Origin of the sequence: Hyphomicrobium facile (assembly GCF_900116175.1) — a bacterium.
Taxonomy (GTDB): domain Bacteria; phylum Pseudomonadota; class Alphaproteobacteria; order Rhizobiales; family Hyphomicrobiaceae; genus Hyphomicrobium_B; species Hyphomicrobium_B facile.
The window spans coordinates 931,131-948,760 of record NZ_FPCH01000001.1; the positions used below are offsets into that span (position 1 = coordinate 931,131).

Below are 17,630 nucleotides of genomic sequence, written 5' to 3' on the forward strand. Positions count from 1 at the left end.
CTCTTTGAGGCCCGCGATTGCGCGGAACGTAAATGGCGAATGAAAAATCGGAAGTTAGCCGTCTGAACGTCGAGTCTGATGCACATCCGTCGCAGCCGTCATCGGGCCTCGAAGCGCTGCTGCGGGCCGCTTCCGAGGGCACAACTCAAGGCGGGGGGCCGGGCGGGGAGAAGACCGTCAGACCTGTGGAAAAGTGGAACCCGCCCTACTGCGGCGACATCGGCATGAAGATCCGCCGTGACGGCACCTGGATGTATCAGGGCAGTCCGATCGGTCGCATCGCGCTCGTGAAGCTCTTCGCCTCGATCCTGCGGAAGGACGACGACGGCCGCACCTATCTCGTGACGCCCGCTGAGAAGGTCGACGTCGAGGTGGAGGATGCGCCGTTCCTCGCCGTCGAGATGGCGGCGGAAGGCGAGGGCCGCGCGCGGACGATTACGCTTCGAACGAACGTCGACGATGTGGTGACGGTGGATGCGGAGCATCCGCTGCGGTTCCAGCCGTCAGGGCCTGATGGTGGATTGAAGCCGTATGTGCGTGTGCGTGGGAGACTGGAAGCGCTCTGTACGCGTGCGGTTTATGCGGAGTTGGTGCAGCTTGCGGAGGCGGGTGACGGTGGTGGGGAAGAGGTTGGTGTGTGGAGTGGGGGGAAGTGGTGGGGGATGGGGTGAGCGCTAGGTATTTGGGGCCAGGAAGTAGATGGGAGTGAGGGGTAGACGCTCGCGAGCGAGGTCGGTCAGTTTGGGATAGAATTCCGTCCATAAATCAACAAGCCGCTCGAGATCGATGAGAGTGATCTTACGCCGCTCTTGCATCCGCGCAAAATCCTCGGCATCACGCGTAAATCCGCCGACAGCCACGAACAATCCTGCGTCATCTTCATTGACCAAAGATACGAAGGCGCGGACGCCGTCGGCGTTTATACGTTGCTGTTGGCGCTTTACCTGCACCTTTATTCGCGGTGGTCGTGTGCCAAGCGGATCCGGATACGCCACTATATCCAACCCACCATCCTTGCCAGGTGGTGCAATCCACGATGCGTAATAACCCATTGCTTTCAGTAAATCAGCGACGAGCCTTTGAAATTCATAAGGATCCATTAATCCGACGTGAGACTCGATCTCCGTCCAAGCCTGTTCCTCCGCTTGCTCGAAAGTGATGCTCGATGATTTGTCGACCGCATCATCGAGGACATCCGAAGAAAATTCATCAGTGTCATTCGCCGCGCTCGATTGGTTCTTTTTCCACATGCGATACAGGCGAACGGCTTCTTTATAGAAGGCTTCTGGGTCTGGCAGCTCCCTATATGCGCCCAGCCCAGCATCGGTTAAAGACCAATTGCCCTTATGCTTTAAGAGCCAGCCGGCTTTCACGCAGTCGACGGTTGCAAAGCGGACGATCTTGTCAAACCTCCGACTGCCGGAGTCATACATTCCCGCCTCATAATCCGTGAGTTGAATGCTATCAGCGAGACGGTCGAGGGCTTGCCGAGCCGGCAATCCTTCAGGCGCCGTTATCAATATTTCAAAAAGCTTGCGAAGTAATTCCCCCGTTCGTTTACGCGTAATTTCCGCCATCAGCCAATTCCTTGCCGTCCATTTCCTGCGCGCAATCTAGTTGATTCTGTCGTTCATAGGCCGCCGATGTGGGCTTTCAAGATAAAACCAGCATGCATCGCGGGAGACGGAACCCAAATTTGCCAGTAGACAAAGCTGATGGCCGATTTGGGCGTCCGCAATACTAAGAACCTGTATCTTCGTCTAGTATAGTGCCTAGTATGCTACCGGGGAGGTTCGGTCGTGGACGAAAATGAACCAAGCCACGTTCCTCATCTGGGTCTAATCCGGCTCGGCGAATTGCGCTGAAGATGCGCGCCTCCACCCAGTCGGCACCTTCCTTGAGCAGATCGAGTGAGTTGCGACCCTCAAATGGTCCCCCCTTCATTAATAGTATGGGACGAGCACCATCCTCATCCAGAGTAAGGAGCGACAAGTTGGGGGCGCGAAACGTTCCATCGGGCTTCATCCAAGCTTCGTAGGCGCCCCACTCGTATTGGTGTAGGATATTGTCTCTCTCTTTTCTGAGGAAATCCCAGAATATGGCGTGCTCATTTTGTTGAACCCTAATCAAGTTCCATTCGGCCGCTATTTCATCTCTGATCTGTTTAGGCAGGCATGATTGTTGATCGGCCCGAAAAAGATCAATTGCTGTCCTGAGTATGGTGCAAGTCCCAATCCATATTATCTTCCATTCATGGAGGAAGAACTTTGCGGAGGTGAGCTGCTCATCGAGATGCCGGATGCCGCGGCGGCCGTCAGAAAGCGCTCGGTAAGACGACAAGAAATACTTCGCCGGAAGGTAGTTGTTCAGATACTTTGTCGGAACCGTCATGTCTTTCGATACGATCTTGTCTGCAGTCTGTGTCTCAATGGATGAAATGTTTAGGACGCTATAACAAATAAGTTGTCGATCGCCGTATTTGGAATACCTGTCGCAAACACTTGTCCACCGAACAATAATGCGCCCCGTTGCTCCGAGTGACCGAAAATAAACACCGTCAATCCGCCCTGCGCTGCGCGTTGCCTGGATCCCGGCCTTCGCCGGGATGATGGTGGGGAAGCAGTGCCGCCTTAACTGCGTTTCGGGATGACGGGGTCAAAAAAACTTATCCCCGCTCTCGTCCGTGCCCGCATAGTTCTCCGCATCTTGCCACGCTGACAAAGGGCATGAGCTCGTGCCGCGAGACGTGTGTGGTGAAGAGCATGCGGGGTCGCGCGGAGAAATCGGTATGCCGCGGGTTCGCTGCCTGCTGCGCGCGGGCCTCTCAGGAGGCAGCGCAGTGAAACGCCGCTCGAAAGGAGATGCGGGGGCGGATGGCGGGTTCGACGGCTCAGGGATCGCCTCACAGCGATTCGCACTCATACGAGAGGCGCCGGACGCAAGGGCCGGAGCCGAGGCGGAGAGTTGGCATGCGCGGGGCGGCATCGGTCCGCATCCCCAATCCAACTGCAAAGAGCGAGGCCGCGTCGCCCCGTCCCTTTGTTGTTTTGTGCAACCGGGTCCGCTTCGCGGAGCCGGATGGATGCGCATGTCTATCGCCTCTGCCCTTAGCGAAACGCAAGCTTGTGGACAGGGTCTATTCCCTGCGTGAGCGCGGTGGTTTTCCCTTCACAAGCATCGCCTCGAATGTGAATTGCTGCGTGAGGGTGATGGGGCTCAGGCTGACCTTTGGCGGGATTGGAGGAAAAGGCGCAGCCCGGTCGAGTGCGGCTGCGGCGGCATCGTCGAGTATTTTGAAGCCCGAGCCTGATACGACCTCTCGCGACAAGAGCTTGCCGTCGAGACCGATTACAAAGCGCATGACGACAGCTCCAGACCGCCGCGACGGGGGGCTCACTTTCGCGCGCTCAACGTGCTTTTGGATCTGACCGAGGTAAAGACCGACCGCTTTCGCATCTGCGCCTGTCTTCGCTGGGCCGGAACTTTGCTCAGTGGAGACCGCAGCCTGCGGGGGCTGCTGTTCCTTGGCCTGCGCGACATCCGGCTGGGGAGGCGCCGGCCGTTCTTGCGTCTCGCCCACGATTGCCTCGACACTGCTCGCATCCGAAGCAATGACGTTGCGCAACTCGTCTGGCTTTACCTCATCCGGTTGGGGCGGAGGTTGAGGCGGCAAGATTTGGGCCGGTTCGATCGTCTGCATCGCGTCGCCGAGCTTTACAAGTCCCTCGGTCGCGATGCCTTGCTCGACAAGCACAACGTCGATCCCTTGCCCGAGGTCGAGCGCATCTGCGATGGATTTTCGCGACGAAGCCAGCATTAAGCTGCCGATCGAGGCGTGGATCAGCACAGACATCGATATTGCGATTAATCGCAGCCGGCTCATTCTGACGTAATCTGCTGTAAACTGTGCCCGTGTTCGGGCCAATATTCGAACCGTGCGGCGTCTTTTAGGTTAAACCGCGCTCTGGGCTCGCGGCAGCGAACTCCACATTCTGACGAAGGTGCTAAACGATACGCCGATCGGTGCCGCGAGATCGCTAAAGAGCAGCGCAACTGCAGCCTCCAGTTTGAGATCGCCGAAGACCTTACCGAGCGAATCCATCGCTGCCGAATACTCTACAGCGGTTGGATTCCAGTTGCAGACAATTTGCGCCGACACGATTTGGAAGGTTGACCGTAGGGCAGAAAACATCTTCTTTCGCATAAGGGTGCAAATATCGGATCCCCGGGCACATGACCAAATTCGATGACGGGCGGAGCAAACGTGGCCTGTTGGCTTCTTTCAGATTGTTGAACGGCTTCGTTTCGGCCTCTTCCAGCAACACGATGGCCTGATCCTGAACGGTCTGTGAACTGTCTATTCCGAAACGGTTCAACCGAACGCGCGCAATCTGCCCTGCGTCGGGTGGCGTCGCGTTGCAATAATCCGGAAAAGCAAAAACACGATGACGCCGCTGAGCCAACGCATTCAACGCATCTCCATGGAGAGAGTGTCGTGAACAGGATTTTTCCCGCTATCGCTCTGGCTGCCGGCGTCACAATAACGGCGATGTCGACGGCTTACGCTTATGAATACAATTCGCACATCCGCACAGATCGGAACGACATTCGCCGAGATAGCGCCGCAATCGCGCGCGATGAGCGCCATATCGATGAAGAACGCCAGGAGCTCAGCGATGCGCGCCGCCATGCGCGCTGGGCGTGGTTGCACGGTGAAATCTGGGCCGCCCATGATGCCAGGGAAAATGTCCGTGAAGAGGCCGTCGAGCTTCGCGGGGCGGAGCAAAAACTCAACCGGGACGTGACGGACATTCGTCACGACCGCGAGGACCTCAGCGAAGACCACCGCTCGCGGCACTGGTGGTGGAATTGACGAGCCGTGCAACGTAACTGATCTGACAAGAGCTAAAGGAATTACGAGATGAAATCTTTCACGATAATGCTGGCGGCCATTGCGATTGCGGCCACATCGACTGGGGCTTTCGCTGCAGATTCGAAAACGAAGCCGAAGACGCCTGAGTCGATCGAATGCTCGAAGCAGGCCGACGCAAAGGGCTTGCACGGCAAGGAGCGCATCAAATTTCGCGCTCAATGCAAAAAGGACCTGAAGGCGAAATCAGCCGCGGGCTCATCGGCTACGACGACGCCACCGCCGGCTGCCGATAAGTCCAGCGCGACGCCGGCTCCAGCGAAAACTGAGGATTCGGCGACGGGCACCAAGACGCAAAATTGATCGCTCTTTTTGTTTGCGATCGGCGGTCCCGCTCCGCGGAGCAGGCCGCCGATCGCGTTTGCTGTTGGGCCGGACGCCGATCGCGCTGGCCGTGCTACTGGCCGGTGCCTTTGCTTGCGGCTTCGGCCTGGGCCATCCGCTTCTGCATTTCCGCTTTGACGGCGTCTAGGTTGAAGCTCGCGCCTCGCTGCATCGGCGGGAAGTCGAGGAACGTCTGAAGTTCCTTCGCGACCATCTGCTGGACGAACACGAAGCGCCAGAACTGATACTTGAACCAATCGAAGTATTGTTGCCCGCCTTCTTTCGTGCCGCTCTCCGGCCAGCCGGTGCGTTCGAAGGGATCGAGGCGCAAGTTGGTGATGTAGGGGATGTCGGGGTGCGTTTTTTGCCCCACCCAACCTTGGGGCTGATCGATGAAGCGGAACTTGTAGTCGTCGATGCGCACCGCGCCGACCGTGCTTTCGCCGAGATAGAAAATCTCGTGGCGCGCGGAGGGGCCCTTGCCGGATATGCAATCGAGCTGGTTGTAGCCGTCCAGATGGTTCTTGTACGTCTGGTCGCCGATCTGCTTACCCTTCAGCAATTCTTCGGTGATGTTCGGATTGCCGGCAGCGGCGACGAACGTCGGAAACCAGTCGAGGCCGGAAAAGATTCCGTTCTGCACGGAGTCCACCGGCACATGGCCGGGCCAGCGAACGATCGCGGGTACGCGGAAGCCGCCTTCGAGAACGGTTCCCTTTGACTGCGCAAATGGCGTTTGCCCGCCATCGGGCCACGTGAAGACTTCGGTGCCGTTGTCGGTGGTGAAGACGACAATGGTGTTGTCGTCGACGCCCAGGTCCTTGAGCTTCTGCATCACGAGCCCGACATCGTCGTCGAGCTGGGCCATGCCGGCTTCTTCCTCCGACCAGCCGTTCTCGGAATTGCGCATCGCCTCGTATTTGGGAGAAAGATGGGTGACGATGTGCATGCGCGTCGGGTTGAGCCAGACGAAGAACGGCTTGCCGTCCTTTTTGGCTTTATCCATGAAGTTGATTGCGAGGTCGCGGATCTCGTTGTCGACCGTTTCCATGCGCTTGGGATAGAGGGGCCCAGCGTCTTCGATCCGCTGTTTGCCGATCTTGCCCCAACGCGGCATCACGGTCTGATCGTCCGTGTCAGTCGCCCAGCTATGGACCATGTTGCGCGGGCCAACGACGTTCAGCAGGTTCTGCGGATAGTTGGGATGGGCCGGATCTTCCATGGCATCGAGATGATACAAGTAGCCGAAAAATTCATCAAAGCCGTGGACGGTCGGCAGGAACTCGTTCCTGTCGCCCAGGTGGTTCTTGCCGAATTGGCCCGTGGCGTAGCCCATCGATTTCAAAGCGGTCGCGATGGTGATGGCCTCTGCAGGGAGGCCGATTGCTGCGCCCGCTTGGCCGACCGTCGTCATGCCGGTGCGGATCGGGAGTTCTCCGGTGATGAAATTGGCGCGACCTGCTGTGCAACTCGCCTCGGCATAATAGTCCGTGAACAGCATGCCTTCCTTGGCCAACTTGTCGAGGTTCGGCGTTCGCCCGGCCATCAGTCCCCTGTGATAAGCGCCGATGTTCCACATGCCGATGTCGTCGCCCATGATGACGACGATGTTGGGTTGGGATTGGGCGTCTGCGGGTGAGGCGGAGAGTGCCGGAAACGCGAGCGCGAAAGCTGTAATGAGTGGTGTCAGTATGTTGAGTTGTCGAAAATCGAACATGGAGTATCTCCGGGTCCATCGAAGCATTCGTGCGGGAGAAATGGTCTCGCCTTCGGTCGGGCGCCCAATGCTTATGACGTTGAAACGGAGCGCGCTCGAACTCGATTCAATTCGAATTAATCAACCGTTGCGGCCGCAGATCAAACTGTACCGAGCAACGCCGCAGCGGCGTTCGTTGCATCTTGAGATGACAGAAACGGGTTTGACTTTGGCGCCGAAGGTCACGGCGTTGCTCGCGCGTTCGAGGATGAAGGAAGATCCCGCGGAGGTCGGTATGAAAATCGAGCGGCCGCCTTTGTGGGGACCGCTCGCTGCCCTTTCTCGTATTCAAACGATCAATTTCAAACGATCAATGCGATGAGGCGATCGAAACGTGGCGGATCGGATCGAGCGCGGCGGGATTGCCGGTGTTGATGCATTTCGGATGTCCGAAGCCGCTCGTGCTCGGTCCTGGCACCGGTGACGGCGCTGCGACCTGCGATGTCGGGATGTCGAAGATGACGTTGTCCGGCCGGTTAGGATCGCCGGAAACGCCTGAGGGCACGTAGTCGAGTTTCAGCACGTGGCGCAGTTCCCAAGCGACGAAGTGGTCGCGGCACGAGGTATCGCCGCTAACGCCGACGCCGCCGATGATCGTTCCGCTGCCATCGTAAAGCGCGAGGCCGCCGCCGAAGACGTTGACGCCACCGATTTTGCCGCCGACCATCGGATCGTTCGACGTGCCGATAAGGCGTGAATCGCCGCCGTACGCGACGCCGGTGTTGACGGGGTTGCTTTCCTGCAGGCCGAAAAGACTTCCGCCCGGCTGCACGGCCGAGAAGAGGTTCGCTGTCGAAAGTGCGAGCTTGTTGAGGCTGAACGCATTCGCGGTGTTGGCCTTTTGTGCCGAGATCACGCGGCTTCCCGGCCATTGCGCGCCGCGGTCATCGCCTTGAAATGCGACGGCGCAGACGATGCCGTCGCGGTTGACGACCGTCGCCCAGTTGAGCAACTGCAGGCCGTTCAAGGCTTTCGGATCGTTTGCTGCTGCAATGAGGCTGGCTCGCAGCACCGAAACGCTGGGAAGCCCGGCACACGCTCGCTTCAAATCGAACGAAGCGTCCGTCGCATGCGCGACGCCGGCGGGGGCGCTGAGTATGGTGAGAACGCATGCTACGAATTTTGGAGCTTTCACTGGCAATCTCCTTTTTCAATATAACTGGTGTGTTGGGTTTTCGTAATATTCAGTACACGCCATTATTCGCCGCGCCGCCGCCTTCGGGCTTGGGCGAGACTGCACGAACATGGTTCATCGTGCACTCGGCGTTCGCTCGGTTTGCGCGGGGTGTTAGCCAAAGGCTAGGGCGGGGAGGTGGGAGGAGATGCCAGGCCCAAGCGTCCCGTTAGAGGGCCGTGGCTGCTTATCTATTCGTCCACAGAGTATTTCAGGATATCGCGAGATTTATGCTCGCCCGCCGCAAAAGATATTCCCGGGCGTCAGGAGCGTGCTGTAATCGGGCTCGCGATGCTCGAGCGACCGCCGGTTGGCACGCCAGCGCAAGCTCGCAAATGCGCGTTATTTCTTTTTGCGCGCCGGGATGATTTCGCCGTCTTCCTTTGTGAATGCCCCGATGTCGGCGTTGGGAAGGATGTCGAGCACTGTTTCGGATGGCCGGCAAAGGCGGGTGCCGAGCGGCGTTACGACGATCGGGCGATTGATGAGGATCGGGTGCTCCAGCATGAAGCCAATCAGCTGATCGTCGGTCCATTTCGGATCGTCGAGGCCAAGCTCCTCGTACGGGGTACCCTTCCGGCGAAGCAAGTCACGGGCCGAGATGCCCATCGCGCGGATGAGGTCTCGGAGTTCATCACGGCTCGGCGGCGTTTTCAGATACTCAATGACGCGCGGTTCCGCGCCGCTTTGGCGAATGATGGCAAGCGTGTTGCGCGACGTTCCGCAGCTTGGGTTGTGATAGATCGTGATGGACATGACTTCACTCCATGGTGGCCGCTACGCGCCGCCGTTTGGGGAGCGTCACTTCCACAGGCCAAGGTCCTCCCATTGGCTTTCGGGAATTTCGGGGCCGACTTCATAGGTGAACGATGTCGCCTTCATTTGCTCGCTCGTGACGGCACACGTGAACTTCAGCTGATACCAATGATTATTGGCGCGGACGGCGCCGCCGTTGGCGACGACCGTGGTGCCGTCGAATTTTGCGCGCGAGAGGATGCTCGTTTTCACGCGATCGACGTGCCGCAACTTCTTCGAGCGCTTGATATCGTCGATGCCCTTCAGGATGCAAACCTGATGCGCGCGCTCCTCCGGATCGAGTTGGAGCAGGGATTGGTCAATGGACGCGGCGCTTGCGGGCGATATCAGTCCAATCAAAATCAGAAAAAGCCAGCGCTGCATTCGTCCTCCGCGGGTGCCTGGAACTTCCTCCAACTTTTCGGCAAAAAATCTGCCGAGACGAAGGCGCAGTTCCTCGGTCTCCTTATGCCCAGAGAGCATACGGAGCGTCACGCACTTTTTTGGTTTGCCGGGTTCGTTCGATTTACAAGCGCGGAGGTCCTTCGGCGATCCGGTGTGGCATCGCAGAAGGACGAATGTGAGCGCTTACGTTTCGTCGCTGGTGTGGGCCGGGTCGATGACGTCGTCTGTCGTCGGCTCGCTGTCGTCGTCCTCGATGAGGATGTTCGGCGTGTCGGCGCCGTCATCAGCTTCCTCGACGTCAACTCCGGCTTCGACGCCGACTTCGGCTTCTTCAGCCTCGGGCTCGGCTTGGGTCAGCTTGTAGACCTTGCCGCGCGTGCGCTTGCCGACTTCCATCTCGAACGTGTGGCGAGCGTGAACGGCCAGCGGGTCGAAGGCGACGCCGCAATACGGGCAATCCGTCGGGTCGCGGTTCAAATCGTAAAATCGTTCGCCGCATTCGTCGTTGCTGCACGTGTGTTTTGTGCCGCGTGCCGCATGCATCTGAGCTGCGCTAGTGGACATTCGTCGAATCCTCGCTGGGGTTGGTTGGTGCTTTTCGAGCACCTGCAAAGCGAGATGCACACCGTGTTAAAATTGATCGTCCGGTTAGTTGAGTATTTTCGGATAAGTCATCGTGGACGCCGCTTGCTGGACGGCGCGTTGCCGATCCAAATCGTGGAACCGGTCAGCGAATATGCGTGTCTAATCGGTGTAGCCGCGATGTCTGCTTTGCGACTTCTGCGCTGATAACCTCGGTGGGCGTCAGCTCCAATTATGCCGGCGGCGCCTCGGGGTGTTCTTGGCGAGGCCGATCGAACTGCCGAATAGTGTGCTGCGACCGTACCGGAAGTGCGCCAATAAAGCAACTTCACGCCCCGTCGGGGCCGGGAAAGGTGGCTCGAGGGCTGTTCCAGGTGGACGGATCGCTAACCGCGAGCGGAGGTTGATGCGGCGTCGCGACCAGGACGGGCGCGACCTTCAGGGAGTGTTAGGCACGGATACTCTCGCGCTATCGATGCTTTGAACAATTCTTGCCGAGGCGCGTTTCCTGCGCATGCAAGGATGGATCTCGACAGTTCACCGAGCTGCCGACGCCTCAAGAAGAGTTCCTGTCGCGTTGCGCTATCTTGTGACTGTCGCACTCGTGGCCCTGGTCGCGTGGATACAGTATAGTTGGATCGGGGACGCGGCGTTTCGCTACCCATTCCTTGCATATTTTCCGATCATTTTTATTACCGGGGCGTTCCTCGATCGCGGCAACGGCTTTTTCGCCACGGTTTTGAGCGCGCTGGCGGTCTCGTATTTCTTTATGGAACCGCGCTATTGGATCGACGTCATTAACCGGTCCGACCAAGTGGCTCTGGCGCTTTTTGTCGTGATCGGATTTGCAATCTCGGCGGTAGTCGAAGCTTTGCATACGGGGCTTGTGTCGCTCGCCGACGAGCATGCGCGTGTGAGTGAGGCCGTGCGGGATCGCGAAGTGCTGCTCCACGAGCTCGCCCATCGCACGAGGAATGATTTCGCCAATGTCGTGACGCTACTGAATTTGCAAGCGCGGTCGGCGAATGCGGAGGCGCGCGAGGCGTTGACCTCGGCCGCGGAGCGCGTGCAGACGATAGCGCGCGTGCACCGGCGGCTGGAGCTGCGCGGCGAGCACGTGTTCGTCGATACGAAATCCTATATCGGCGAATTGTGCGCTGACCTCAGGCTGTCGCGGCTCGCGATGCGCCCCATTGCAATCGAGTGCAATGCTGAAAGCCACTCGATCAGTTTGGAAAAGGCGGTTCCGCTCGGGCTGATTATCAACGAATCCGTCACCAACGCGACGAAGCACGCTTTTCCTCAACGGCATGGAAGCATCATCGTGGATTTCCGGCAGGAGGGAGAGGCCTATAAGCTCGTTGTCGCGGACGATGGTGTGGGGCAGCGCAACGGGCCGGAATCGGGAAAGGCCGGCATCGGTAATCGCCTGATGGGGATGCTCGCAGCGCAGCTCGGCAGTAAGATCGAGGTCGAACCCCGCTCGCCGGGAACTGCAATCGTCGTCACGATCCCGGTGAAGATCGCGAATTAAAAAAAAAAGGCAGTGCATTCGCCCTGCCTCGAGTTTCGGAGTCCTTGGGGATTCCCCAGTGAACTTCGAACGTAAACCCAAGCTGGCGGAAAGCAGTACTTACACTTTGGTAAAGTAGCTTGTGAGGCCCTCCGCCCCGTTCGCGAACTGATCGAATGCGACGTCGCACGCGGGGCTCGGCGATGATCGAATTCGTTCTGCGTCGCGCGCAACGTGGCGCGCGATCCCCCCGTTTCCGAACCTGGCGCCGCCATCGAAAAGGCGGACTGCTTTCAGCGCGAACTTCGCTTCCTAGTTCAGTTTAAACTCTGTGCCGATCAATCTGAGTTCTGCCGGGCGCACCAGCTTGGAATGCGCGACGGTCACGCGGTAGAGCTGGCCCTCGAGCTTTGCCGTCCAGAAGTCGAGAAACGATTTGAGCTTTGGAAAGCGCGGCGCGGAGTCGTATTCTTGCCAGATATAGCTTTGGATGAGCGACGGATGATCCGGAAGACGATAAAGGATCTCCGCAGTCGTCAGACTGAACCCAGCGAGCTGGGCTTTAAAACCTTTGTCGCAAGACATTTCACGTTCGGTCACTTAGCAATCTCCTTTCAATTAGGTGACTGGGCGCCCTCCCTGAAATGACGATGATCATGCGAGATTCGTTCCGTGTCCATATTCATTGTTGGCCAATTCGAATTGTTAGCAGCTGACCAAATCGAGTGCTTGGATTTGTCGGCGGAGCATTGAGCAAAGCGCTGCCTCGCTGTGCAGCTCTGCGGTTTGCTTCGGTGTCTGTTGCGGCGTTAGAGGCGGATGACAATGGTTGAGATGGCGCTCAAAAGTTTTCTGACGTTTTTCGTAACGATCGGACCGATAGAAGCGGCGGTGCTGTTTGCGACGCTTACGCCGAAGATGCCTTACGACGTGCGCCGAGGCATCGCCATTCGCGCGACGCTCATCGCTTCGTGCATCCTCGCGGTTTTCACGCTGTTCGGCGATCCGATCCTGAGTGAACTCGGCGTATCGCTTGCGGCGTTGCAAACCGCGGGCGGGATCATCCTGCTGCTGATCGCTCTAGACATGATTTTTGCGAGGCCGGGGGGCGCGATCAAGCTCACGCCGCCCGAAGGGGCTGAGGCTCAGACGAAGGACGACATCGCTGTTTTTCCGCTAGCGACGCCGCTGATCGCGGGGCCGGGCGCAATGAGCGCCGGCATTTTGCTGACGGCGAATGCGCATGGTGAGCCGCTCGGCGTTGCGATCGTCGCGGCGTCGCTCGCCGCGGTGATGGTCGTAACGCTCGTGCTGCTCATTCTCGCGAACGAGCTCAATCACCTGCTCGGCATTACGGCGCAACGCGTGCTCATCCGGGTGTTCGGCATTTTGCTTGCGGCTATTGCCATGCAGGCTGTTTTCAACGGAATCAGCGCTTCAGGCATTATTCACCGCTGAGAGCAAAAGAAGCTCGCGGGCTTTCCAAAAGCTGGCAGCCGTTAGGGCCGCATTAACGCCCGGATGTTTCAATCTCGGACAATTCTTGGGTTTTGTAGCGTTTGTAGCGTTGTCGAAGGCGTGTTCCATGTTCGCGTTATCCTGCGGCCGACGGCCGGTTGAAGCCCTGCGCGCGGTCCTTTTCCCGCTGATGGCCGGAGCGGTTGTGATCTCAGTGGCGGGATGCGCAACCGACAACGAGGCCTATTACGCGGGCTCGCCGCCTCCGGCCTATGTCGCGCAAGCACCAACGGTTCAAACGGTTCAGATGGAAGCGGACGGCCTGCCGGTGCAGGCAGCGCCGTCGGTACGTATCCGGGCGATGCCGGACGATCCGAACGAGCCCTTCAGCCCCAACTACGGCGGCGCCAATCCGGCAGACCGGCGTTCCGCACCGGCGACTGTAAGTAGACCGAACGACACGGCGTCCACGTCCACGTCGACGCCGATGCCCGTTGCCATTCCGGCCGATCTGCCCCCGTCGTTTCGCCGGCAACTTGTTGCCGCCGTCGACGCCGCCGGGTAGATGCATTGCGCCAGGGGGATGCTTTTTTGGGGGTTGCCCTCGTCCAAACGCCATTGCGTGACAAGCGAGAGCAATGTCCGAGACAGTAAGCATCCACCGTTTGCTCGACGCCGGTCCGACGCCTGACATCGAGCGCGGCATCGACGCTATTTTTTTTGAGTCAAGCAATACGAAATCGTTCGAGAGCGAGCCCGTGCGGGCGGCGTTCCGGGAGCGGTGGCTCGGGCGCTATCTGCGGCACGATCCGCAATTCGGGTATCTGGCGCTGAGGCCGTCGGGCGAGGTCGCCGGTTATCTCGTCGGGGCCATTGAGGATCCGGCCCAGGCGGCGCGCTTTGCCGACATCGAGTTCTTCAACGCGCTTCGCGAGCAGACGAAGAAATTTCCCGCGCACCTGCATGTGAACGTCGCGCCGGATTTTCGAAATCGCGGCATTGGCGGCCGGTTGATTGATCATTTCGTCGCCGATGCAAAAGCTCTTGGCTCGCCGGGCGTCCACGTCGTCACGGGGGCTGGCTCGCCGAATATCAGCTTCTACAACCGGAACGGGTTCGCCGAGATCGTCCGGGCCGGGACGAGCGGACAGCTGCTCTTCTTGGGCCGCGCGCTCTGATAAAGTTATCCACACGCCGCGGCGACGCCCAGAGATGCCTTGAAGTTGACGGACGAAGCGGCGAAAGCTCGCGCCATGACGTTCCGCTTCATTCATTCCTCGGACTGGCACCTCGCAAAACCGTTTCGCCGCTTCGAGCCGGGGCTCGCGGGCGAGCTGGCGGCTGCGCGGCTCGGAATTATCGGACGGCTTGCAAAGATCGCGCGTGAGCGTGGCGCGCGGCATGTTCTCGTTGCAGGAGACATCTTCGATTCCGAGTTGATCGCGACGCTCGAGATCCGGCGTGCGCTTGCGCAACTCGCCGAGGAAAGCGACGTGACCTGGCTGCTTCTGCCGGGCAATCACGATCCCTTGCGATTGAGTGGCGTGTGGGATCAGGTCTCGCGACTTGGTCTGCCGCCGAACGTTTCCGTGCTTTCTAGTGCAACGCCTCATACGCTCGCCGGCAATGCGGTGCTGTTGCCGTCGCCGGTAACGTCGAAAGATCCGGGGCGCGATGTCACCGAATGGATGGACGCGGCTCAGACCCCGCCGGGCGCCGCCCGCATCGGGCTCGCGCATGGGTCGGTTCGCGGCTTCGGCAGCGATGACGACGCGGCGCTCCGTTTGGCGCCCGATCGCGCGAAACGTGCGGGGCTCGCGTATCTGGCGCTCGGTGATTGGCACGGTGCGGCGCGTGTTTCAGCAGAGACCTGGTATTCGGGGACGCCGGAGCCGGATCAATTTCCCGACAACGAGCCGGGCTTTGCGCTTTCGGTCACGGTCGACGGTGCGCAGCTGGTTGCGGTTGATAAGGTGCCGACAGCGGAGTTCACCTGGCTGAAGTTCGATCGGACCGTTCACTCGGCCGCCGATTTCGGTGCGATCGAACGCGACGTTCGGAGCGCGGCTTCGACGCTCGGCAAGACTTTGCTTCGGCTCGCTCTTGGCGGCCATCTTTCGCTCGCGGATCGCGCGGCGCTCGATGTATGGCGGGAAGAATGGTCGGCGCGGCTGCGCCGGTTCGAGATCGACGACAAAGCGCTGACGGTTACGTCCGGCTCCATGGATTTCGAGAGCCTCGGTCTTGCGGGGGCGCTGCTCGACGCGGCACGACATCTGGCTGCGGTGAGTTCAGATCCCGCAAGTCCGGAACGTGACGCTGCCGCAACGGCGCTGCTTCGTCTCGCGGGCTTCGCCGCTGAGGGCCGACGCGAGGCGGGCCAGTGAAAATTCTCGCCCTCCGCGTCGCGGCATTCAGAAGATTTGTCGAGCCGGTTGCCATCGAAACATTCGGCGACGGCGTGAACGTTCTCTGCGGACCCAACGAGATGGGTAAGTCGACGATGTTCCACGCGCTCGAAGCGGCTTTTCTTACACGCCACAAAGTGAGCGGCGGTGCGCTCGACGCGATGCGGCCGTATGGGGGAGGCGAGCCCCTGGTCGAAGTCGACTTCGAAGCGCAGGGCCGCCGCTGGCACATTCGCAAGCAGTTCGGACGGGGAGCGAGCGCTCTTTTGAGCGATCTTGATTCTGGGGCGATCGTCGCGCGCAACGCCGAGGCCGAAGAGCGCCTTGCCGAGTTGACCGGCAGGAGCAGCGACCTTCCCGGGAGCTTCGGCTTGGTCTGGGTTCGCCAGAAGCAGACGTTGTCGCTGCCCGAGCCCGACATCGATCCCGCCGGTAAAGTGAAGGATCGTGGCGAGAGGGCCATTCTCAGGGACGTGATCGGCCGCGAAATCGAAACGGCTGCATTCGATGCGGCTTTCGAGGGCGTGCGCGATCGAACCAAACGTGCGCTTGATCTGCTGCTGACGCCGTCGAGAGCCGGGATCAAGAAGGACGGGCCGCTTTACGTCGCGCAGCAGCTTCGAGACGATGCCAAAAAGGAGCGCGACGAGACTCGCACAATCGCGCAAGCTGCGGAGCAGCGGCTCAACGACATCGTGGAGATGACGAGGCGGCTTGGCGAGTTGGAAGCCGAGGTGCAATCGAATGCGTCCGGTTCGGGGACTCTGGCACTAGAGGCGCGGCGCGCGGCTGCCATCGATACGCGGTCTCAGCGGGATCTCGCACGGGAGGCGATGCGCGCGCGGGAAGCGGAACACGCTGCGGCGCTCGGCGCGCTCGCGTCGCGCAAGAAATTGGCGGAAGCGCTCGACCAGAAGCGGGCGGGATATGCCACGGCGGTGGAAACCGGCCGGCAGATCGGCACGTGGACATCCGAGATTGAAGCCGATCCGGCGCTTCCGGGCGTGATCGATCGCCTCGGCGTTCTGGAACAGCAACGTGCCGTCGCCGAAGCGGAGCTTTCAGGGCACGCCGCAACAGTCGATATCGCGGTCGAAGAGGGTGGCCGCGGGCGGATCGAGATCGGCGGGTCGCCGCTTCAAGAGAGCCGCAGTTTCGCTGTCGTCGAGCCGCTCGAAATTCGCATTCCGGGGATCGCTGCGATTTCGATTTCGACGGCGCATGCGGCGCGCGGCGCGGAACTCCGCGCTAAGAGTGAAGCGGCGACGCGCGAAATCGAGGATGCGCTGAAGCGTCTCGGCGTTGCGACGACCGAACAAGCGCGCGAGCGGGCTCAGGCCCGTGCAAAGAAGCAAGCGGATCTCGCCGCTGCGCGTGCCCGGCTCTCAGATCTCGCGCCTCGTGGCGCGGAAGTGCTCGCCAGCGACATTGCGCAGATCGAGGCGGAGTTGGCGGCTGTGGCTCAAGCCTCTCTCTCCGAACCTGACGTCGAACGTTTGAAGTCGGTTGCCATGGACGCTCGCCTGACATTCAACGCACTCAGTGCTCAGGCGATGGACGACGACGACTTCCGCAGACTCGACGGCGAAATCGTTGCCGCCCGAAAGACCGAAGAAAATCGCAAGAGCGAGATCGGCCGCCTGCGGGATGAGCTTGCGCACGCAAAGGGCGCGCAGCAGGCAAGTGACGAAAACGGCCGGGCGGGGGAACTTGCTGCGCGCGAAGGCGAGTTCGAGCGCGCGGAAGCGGAGGCGCAGAGGCTACGGCACGAGGCGGAAGCGTTGCGGCTTTTGGAGCGAACGCTCGCCGCTATCGAAGCCCAAGCGAAGGCTGCTTATTCGGCCCCGATCTCACGCCGGCTCGGCCGGCATCTCGAACGGGTGTTCGGGACATCGGAGCTGACATTTCGCGATGATTTCGCTGTCGATGCCCTGCGGCGTGCTGCAGGGACCGAGACCGTCACCGCGCTTTCCGACGGCACGCGGGAGCAGCTCTCGATCCTGGTCCGCCTGACGTTTGCGGAAATACTCGCCGAAAGCGGGCGGGGCGTGCCTCTCGTGGTCGACGATCCGCTGGCCTATTCGGACGATGCGCGTCTCGCGGCCGTATGCGGGGAGCTTGCGGCCGCCAGCAGCGTTCCGCAGATCATCGTTCTGACGTGTCGCGAGAGAGCTTTCGAAATCCTTCCCGGCCGTCGACTCACAGTTACAAACTGGCGGCCGGAAAGGTGAGTTAAGGCCTTTAGGGGGAAAGGCCTTGGGGGGTTTGAGAGGGTTTAGTCGGTA

Annotated in this window: 19 protein-coding genes; 9 read left to right on the forward strand and 10 right to left on the reverse strand. The window is 60.0% G+C overall.

The window, feature by feature from the left end; translation table 11 throughout:
• The first annotated feature begins 32 nt into the window (after positions 1 to 32).
• Positions 33 to 671, forward strand: a complete 639-nt coding sequence (locus BM399_RS04495; RefSeq protein WP_092864740.1) for a DUF1285 domain-containing protein — start codon at positions 33 to 35, stop codon at positions 669 to 671.
• 3 nt (positions 672 to 674) lie between these two features.
• Here the strand turns inward: BM399_RS04495 and BM399_RS04500 are convergent, their stop codons facing one another.
• From BM399_RS04500 to BM399_RS04515, 4 genes are all read right to left on the reverse strand, one after another.
• Positions 675 to 1,577 carry a restriction endonuclease gene (locus BM399_RS04500; RefSeq protein WP_092864743.1) on the reverse strand — a complete coding sequence of 301 codons (903 nt, stop codon included), beginning with the start codon at positions 1,575 to 1,577 and terminating at the stop codon, positions 675 to 677.
• Between the two features lie 163 nt (positions 1,578 to 1,740).
• A complete protein-coding gene (locus tag BM399_RS04505) occupies positions 1,741 to 2,391 on the reverse strand; it encodes a hypothetical protein (protein WP_092864746.1) in 651 nt (216 codons plus the stop codon).
• A 745-nt stretch (positions 2,392 to 3,136) separates the two neighbouring features.
• The gene (locus BM399_RS04510; protein WP_244531065.1) at positions 3,137 to 3,853 is read right to left on the reverse strand and encodes a TonB family protein; all 717 of its coding nucleotides are present in this window, start codon (positions 3,851 to 3,853) and stop codon (positions 3,137 to 3,139) included.
• 99 nt (positions 3,854 to 3,952) lie between these two features.
• Positions 3,953 to 4,204 carry a hypothetical protein gene (locus BM399_RS04515; protein ID WP_092864752.1) on the reverse strand — a complete coding sequence of 84 codons (252 nt, stop codon included), beginning with the start codon at positions 4,202 to 4,204 and terminating at the stop codon, positions 3,953 to 3,955.
• 291 nt (positions 4,205 to 4,495) lie between these two features.
• Between BM399_RS04515 and BM399_RS04520 the strand changes: the two genes are divergently transcribed.
• Both BM399_RS04520 and BM399_RS21575 read left to right on the forward strand, forming a co-directional pair.
• Positions 4,496 to 4,873 carry a hypothetical protein gene (locus tag BM399_RS04520; RefSeq protein WP_143111328.1) on the forward strand — a complete coding sequence of 126 codons (378 nt, stop codon included), beginning with the start codon at positions 4,496 to 4,498 and terminating at the stop codon, positions 4,871 to 4,873.
• Between the two features lie 48 nt (positions 4,874 to 4,921).
• Positions 4,922 to 5,233 carry a PsiF family protein gene (locus BM399_RS21575; protein ID WP_425284054.1) on the forward strand — a complete coding sequence of 104 codons (312 nt, stop codon included), beginning with the start codon at positions 4,922 to 4,924 and terminating at the stop codon, positions 5,231 to 5,233.
• A gap of 94 nt (positions 5,234 to 5,327) precedes the next feature.
• On the opposite strand, the gene BM399_RS04530 is transcribed toward BM399_RS21575, so the two are convergent.
• The 5 genes from BM399_RS04530 to BM399_RS04555 all read right to left on the reverse strand — a co-directional run bounded on the left by BM399_RS04530 (position 5,328) and on the right by BM399_RS04555 (position 9,948).
• Complete coding sequence (locus BM399_RS04530) at positions 5,328 to 6,971, reverse strand: arylsulfatase (RefSeq protein WP_092864758.1); 1,644 nt, start codon at positions 6,969 to 6,971, stop codon at positions 5,328 to 5,330.
• A 349-nt stretch (positions 6,972 to 7,320) separates the two neighbouring features.
• On the reverse strand, positions 7,321 to 8,145 hold the full coding sequence (locus tag BM399_RS04540) for a GlcG/HbpS family heme-binding protein (protein ID WP_244531066.1): 825 nt from the start codon (positions 8,143 to 8,145) through the stop codon (positions 7,321 to 7,323).
• A 381-nt stretch (positions 8,146 to 8,526) separates the two neighbouring features.
• Positions 8,527 to 8,940 (reverse strand): arsenate reductase (glutaredoxin), encoded by a 414-nt coding sequence (arsC, locus tag BM399_RS04545; RefSeq protein WP_092864764.1) that lies wholly within the window; start codon positions 8,938 to 8,940, stop codon positions 8,527 to 8,529.
• Between the two features lie 45 nt (positions 8,941 to 8,985).
• On the reverse strand, positions 8,986 to 9,363 hold the full coding sequence (locus BM399_RS04550) for a DUF930 domain-containing protein (RefSeq protein WP_092866342.1): 378 nt from the start codon (positions 9,361 to 9,363) through the stop codon (positions 8,986 to 8,988).
• 204 nt (positions 9,364 to 9,567) lie between these two features.
• Complete coding sequence (locus BM399_RS04555; protein WP_143111329.1) at positions 9,568 to 9,948, reverse strand: TIGR02300 family protein; 381 nt, start codon at positions 9,946 to 9,948, stop codon at positions 9,568 to 9,570.
• A 607-nt stretch (positions 9,949 to 10,555) separates the two neighbouring features.
• Between BM399_RS04555 and BM399_RS04560 the strand changes: the two genes are divergently transcribed.
• On the forward strand, positions 10,556 to 11,500 hold the full coding sequence (locus BM399_RS04560) for a sensor histidine kinase (protein WP_244531067.1): 945 nt from the start codon (positions 10,556 to 10,558) through the stop codon (positions 11,498 to 11,500).
• 291 nt (positions 11,501 to 11,791) lie between these two features.
• On the opposite strand, the gene BM399_RS04565 is transcribed toward BM399_RS04560, so the two are convergent.
• Positions 11,792 to 12,064 carry an usg protein gene (locus BM399_RS04565; RefSeq protein WP_092864772.1) on the reverse strand — a complete coding sequence of 91 codons (273 nt, stop codon included), beginning with the start codon at positions 12,062 to 12,064 and terminating at the stop codon, positions 11,792 to 11,794.
• A 240-nt stretch (positions 12,065 to 12,304) separates the two neighbouring features.
• On the opposite strand from BM399_RS04565, the gene BM399_RS04570 reads away from it, so the two are divergent.
• The 5 genes from BM399_RS04570 to BM399_RS04590 all read left to right on the forward strand — a co-directional run bounded on the left by BM399_RS04570 (position 12,305) and on the right by BM399_RS04590 (position 17,576).
• The gene (locus tag BM399_RS04570) at positions 12,305 to 12,937 is read left to right on the forward strand and encodes a MarC family protein (protein WP_092864775.1); all 633 of its coding nucleotides are present in this window, start codon (positions 12,305 to 12,307) and stop codon (positions 12,935 to 12,937) included.
• A 127-nt stretch (positions 12,938 to 13,064) separates the two neighbouring features.
• On the forward strand, positions 13,065 to 13,502 hold the full coding sequence (locus tag BM399_RS04575) for a hypothetical protein (protein ID WP_092864778.1): 438 nt from the start codon (positions 13,065 to 13,067) through the stop codon (positions 13,500 to 13,502).
• Positions 13,503 to 13,575: 73 nt separating this feature from the next.
• Positions 13,576 to 14,115, forward strand: a complete 540-nt coding sequence (locus tag BM399_RS04580; protein WP_092864781.1) for a GNAT family N-acetyltransferase — start codon at positions 13,576 to 13,578, stop codon at positions 14,113 to 14,115.
• Positions 14,116 to 14,154: 39 nt separating this feature from the next.
• Positions 14,155 to 15,324, forward strand: a complete 1,170-nt coding sequence (locus tag BM399_RS04585; RefSeq protein ID WP_092864784.1) for a metallophosphoesterase family protein — start codon at positions 14,155 to 14,157, stop codon at positions 15,322 to 15,324.
• Positions 15,321 to 17,576: an ATP-binding protein gene (locus BM399_RS04590; RefSeq protein ID WP_092864787.1), complete on the forward strand. Its 2,256-nt coding sequence runs from the start codon at positions 15,321 to 15,323 to the stop codon at positions 17,574 to 17,576. Before BM399_RS04585 ends, BM399_RS04590 begins: the two co-directional genes overlap by 4 nt.
• The last annotated feature ends 54 nt before the right edge of the window (positions 17,577 to 17,630 follow it).

What these genes read in the sequence shown, in the direction of transcription:
- arsC (WP_092864764.1), bottom strand. Translation starts at nt 8,940, where the DNA reads ATGTCCATCACGATCTATCACAACCCAAGCTGCGGAACGTCGCGCAAC.
- BM399_RS04580 (WP_092864781.1), top strand. Translation starts at nt 13,576, where the DNA reads ATGTCCGAGACAGTAAGCATCCACCGTTTGCTCGACGCCGGTCCGACG.
- BM399_RS04495 (WP_092864740.1), top strand. Translation starts at nt 33, where the DNA reads ATGGCGAATGAAAAATCGGAAGTTAGCCGTCTGAACGTCGAGTCTGAT.
- BM399_RS21575 (WP_425284054.1), top strand. Translation starts at nt 4,922, where the DNA reads ATGAAATCTTTCACGATAATGCTGGCGGCCATTGCGATTGCGGCCACA.
- BM399_RS04555 (WP_143111329.1), bottom strand. Translation starts at nt 9,948, where the DNA reads ATGTCCACTAGCGCAGCTCAGATGCATGCGGCACGCGGCACAAAACAC.
- BM399_RS04510 (WP_244531065.1), bottom strand. Translation starts at nt 3,853, where the DNA reads ATGTCTGTGCTGATCCACGCCTCGATCGGCAGCTTAATGCTGGCTTCG.
- BM399_RS04505 (WP_092864746.1), bottom strand. Translation starts at nt 2,391, where the DNA reads ATGACGGTTCCGACAAAGTATCTGAACAACTACCTTCCGGCGAAGTAT.
- BM399_RS04565 (WP_092864772.1), bottom strand. Translation starts at nt 12,064, where the DNA reads ATGTCTTGCGACAAAGGTTTTAAAGCCCAGCTCGCTGGGTTCAGTCTG.
- BM399_RS04500 (WP_092864743.1), bottom strand. Translation starts at nt 1,577, where the DNA reads ATGGCGGAAATTACGCGTAAACGAACGGGGGAATTACTTCGCAAGCTT.
- BM399_RS04575 (WP_092864778.1), top strand. Translation starts at nt 13,065, where the DNA reads ATGTTCGCGTTATCCTGCGGCCGACGGCCGGTTGAAGCCCTGCGCGCG.
- BM399_RS04570 (WP_092864775.1), top strand. Translation starts at nt 12,305, where the DNA reads ATGGTTGAGATGGCGCTCAAAAGTTTTCTGACGTTTTTCGTAACGATC.
- BM399_RS04515 (WP_092864752.1), bottom strand. Translation starts at nt 4,204, where the DNA reads ATGCGAAAGAAGATGTTTTCTGCCCTACGGTCAACCTTCCAAATCGTG.
- BM399_RS04530 (WP_092864758.1), bottom strand. Translation starts at nt 6,971, where the DNA reads ATGTTCGATTTTCGACAACTCAACATACTGACACCACTCATTACAGCT.
- BM399_RS04550 (WP_092866342.1), bottom strand. Translation starts at nt 9,363, where the DNA reads ATGCAGCGCTGGCTTTTTCTGATTTTGATTGGACTGATATCGCCCGCA.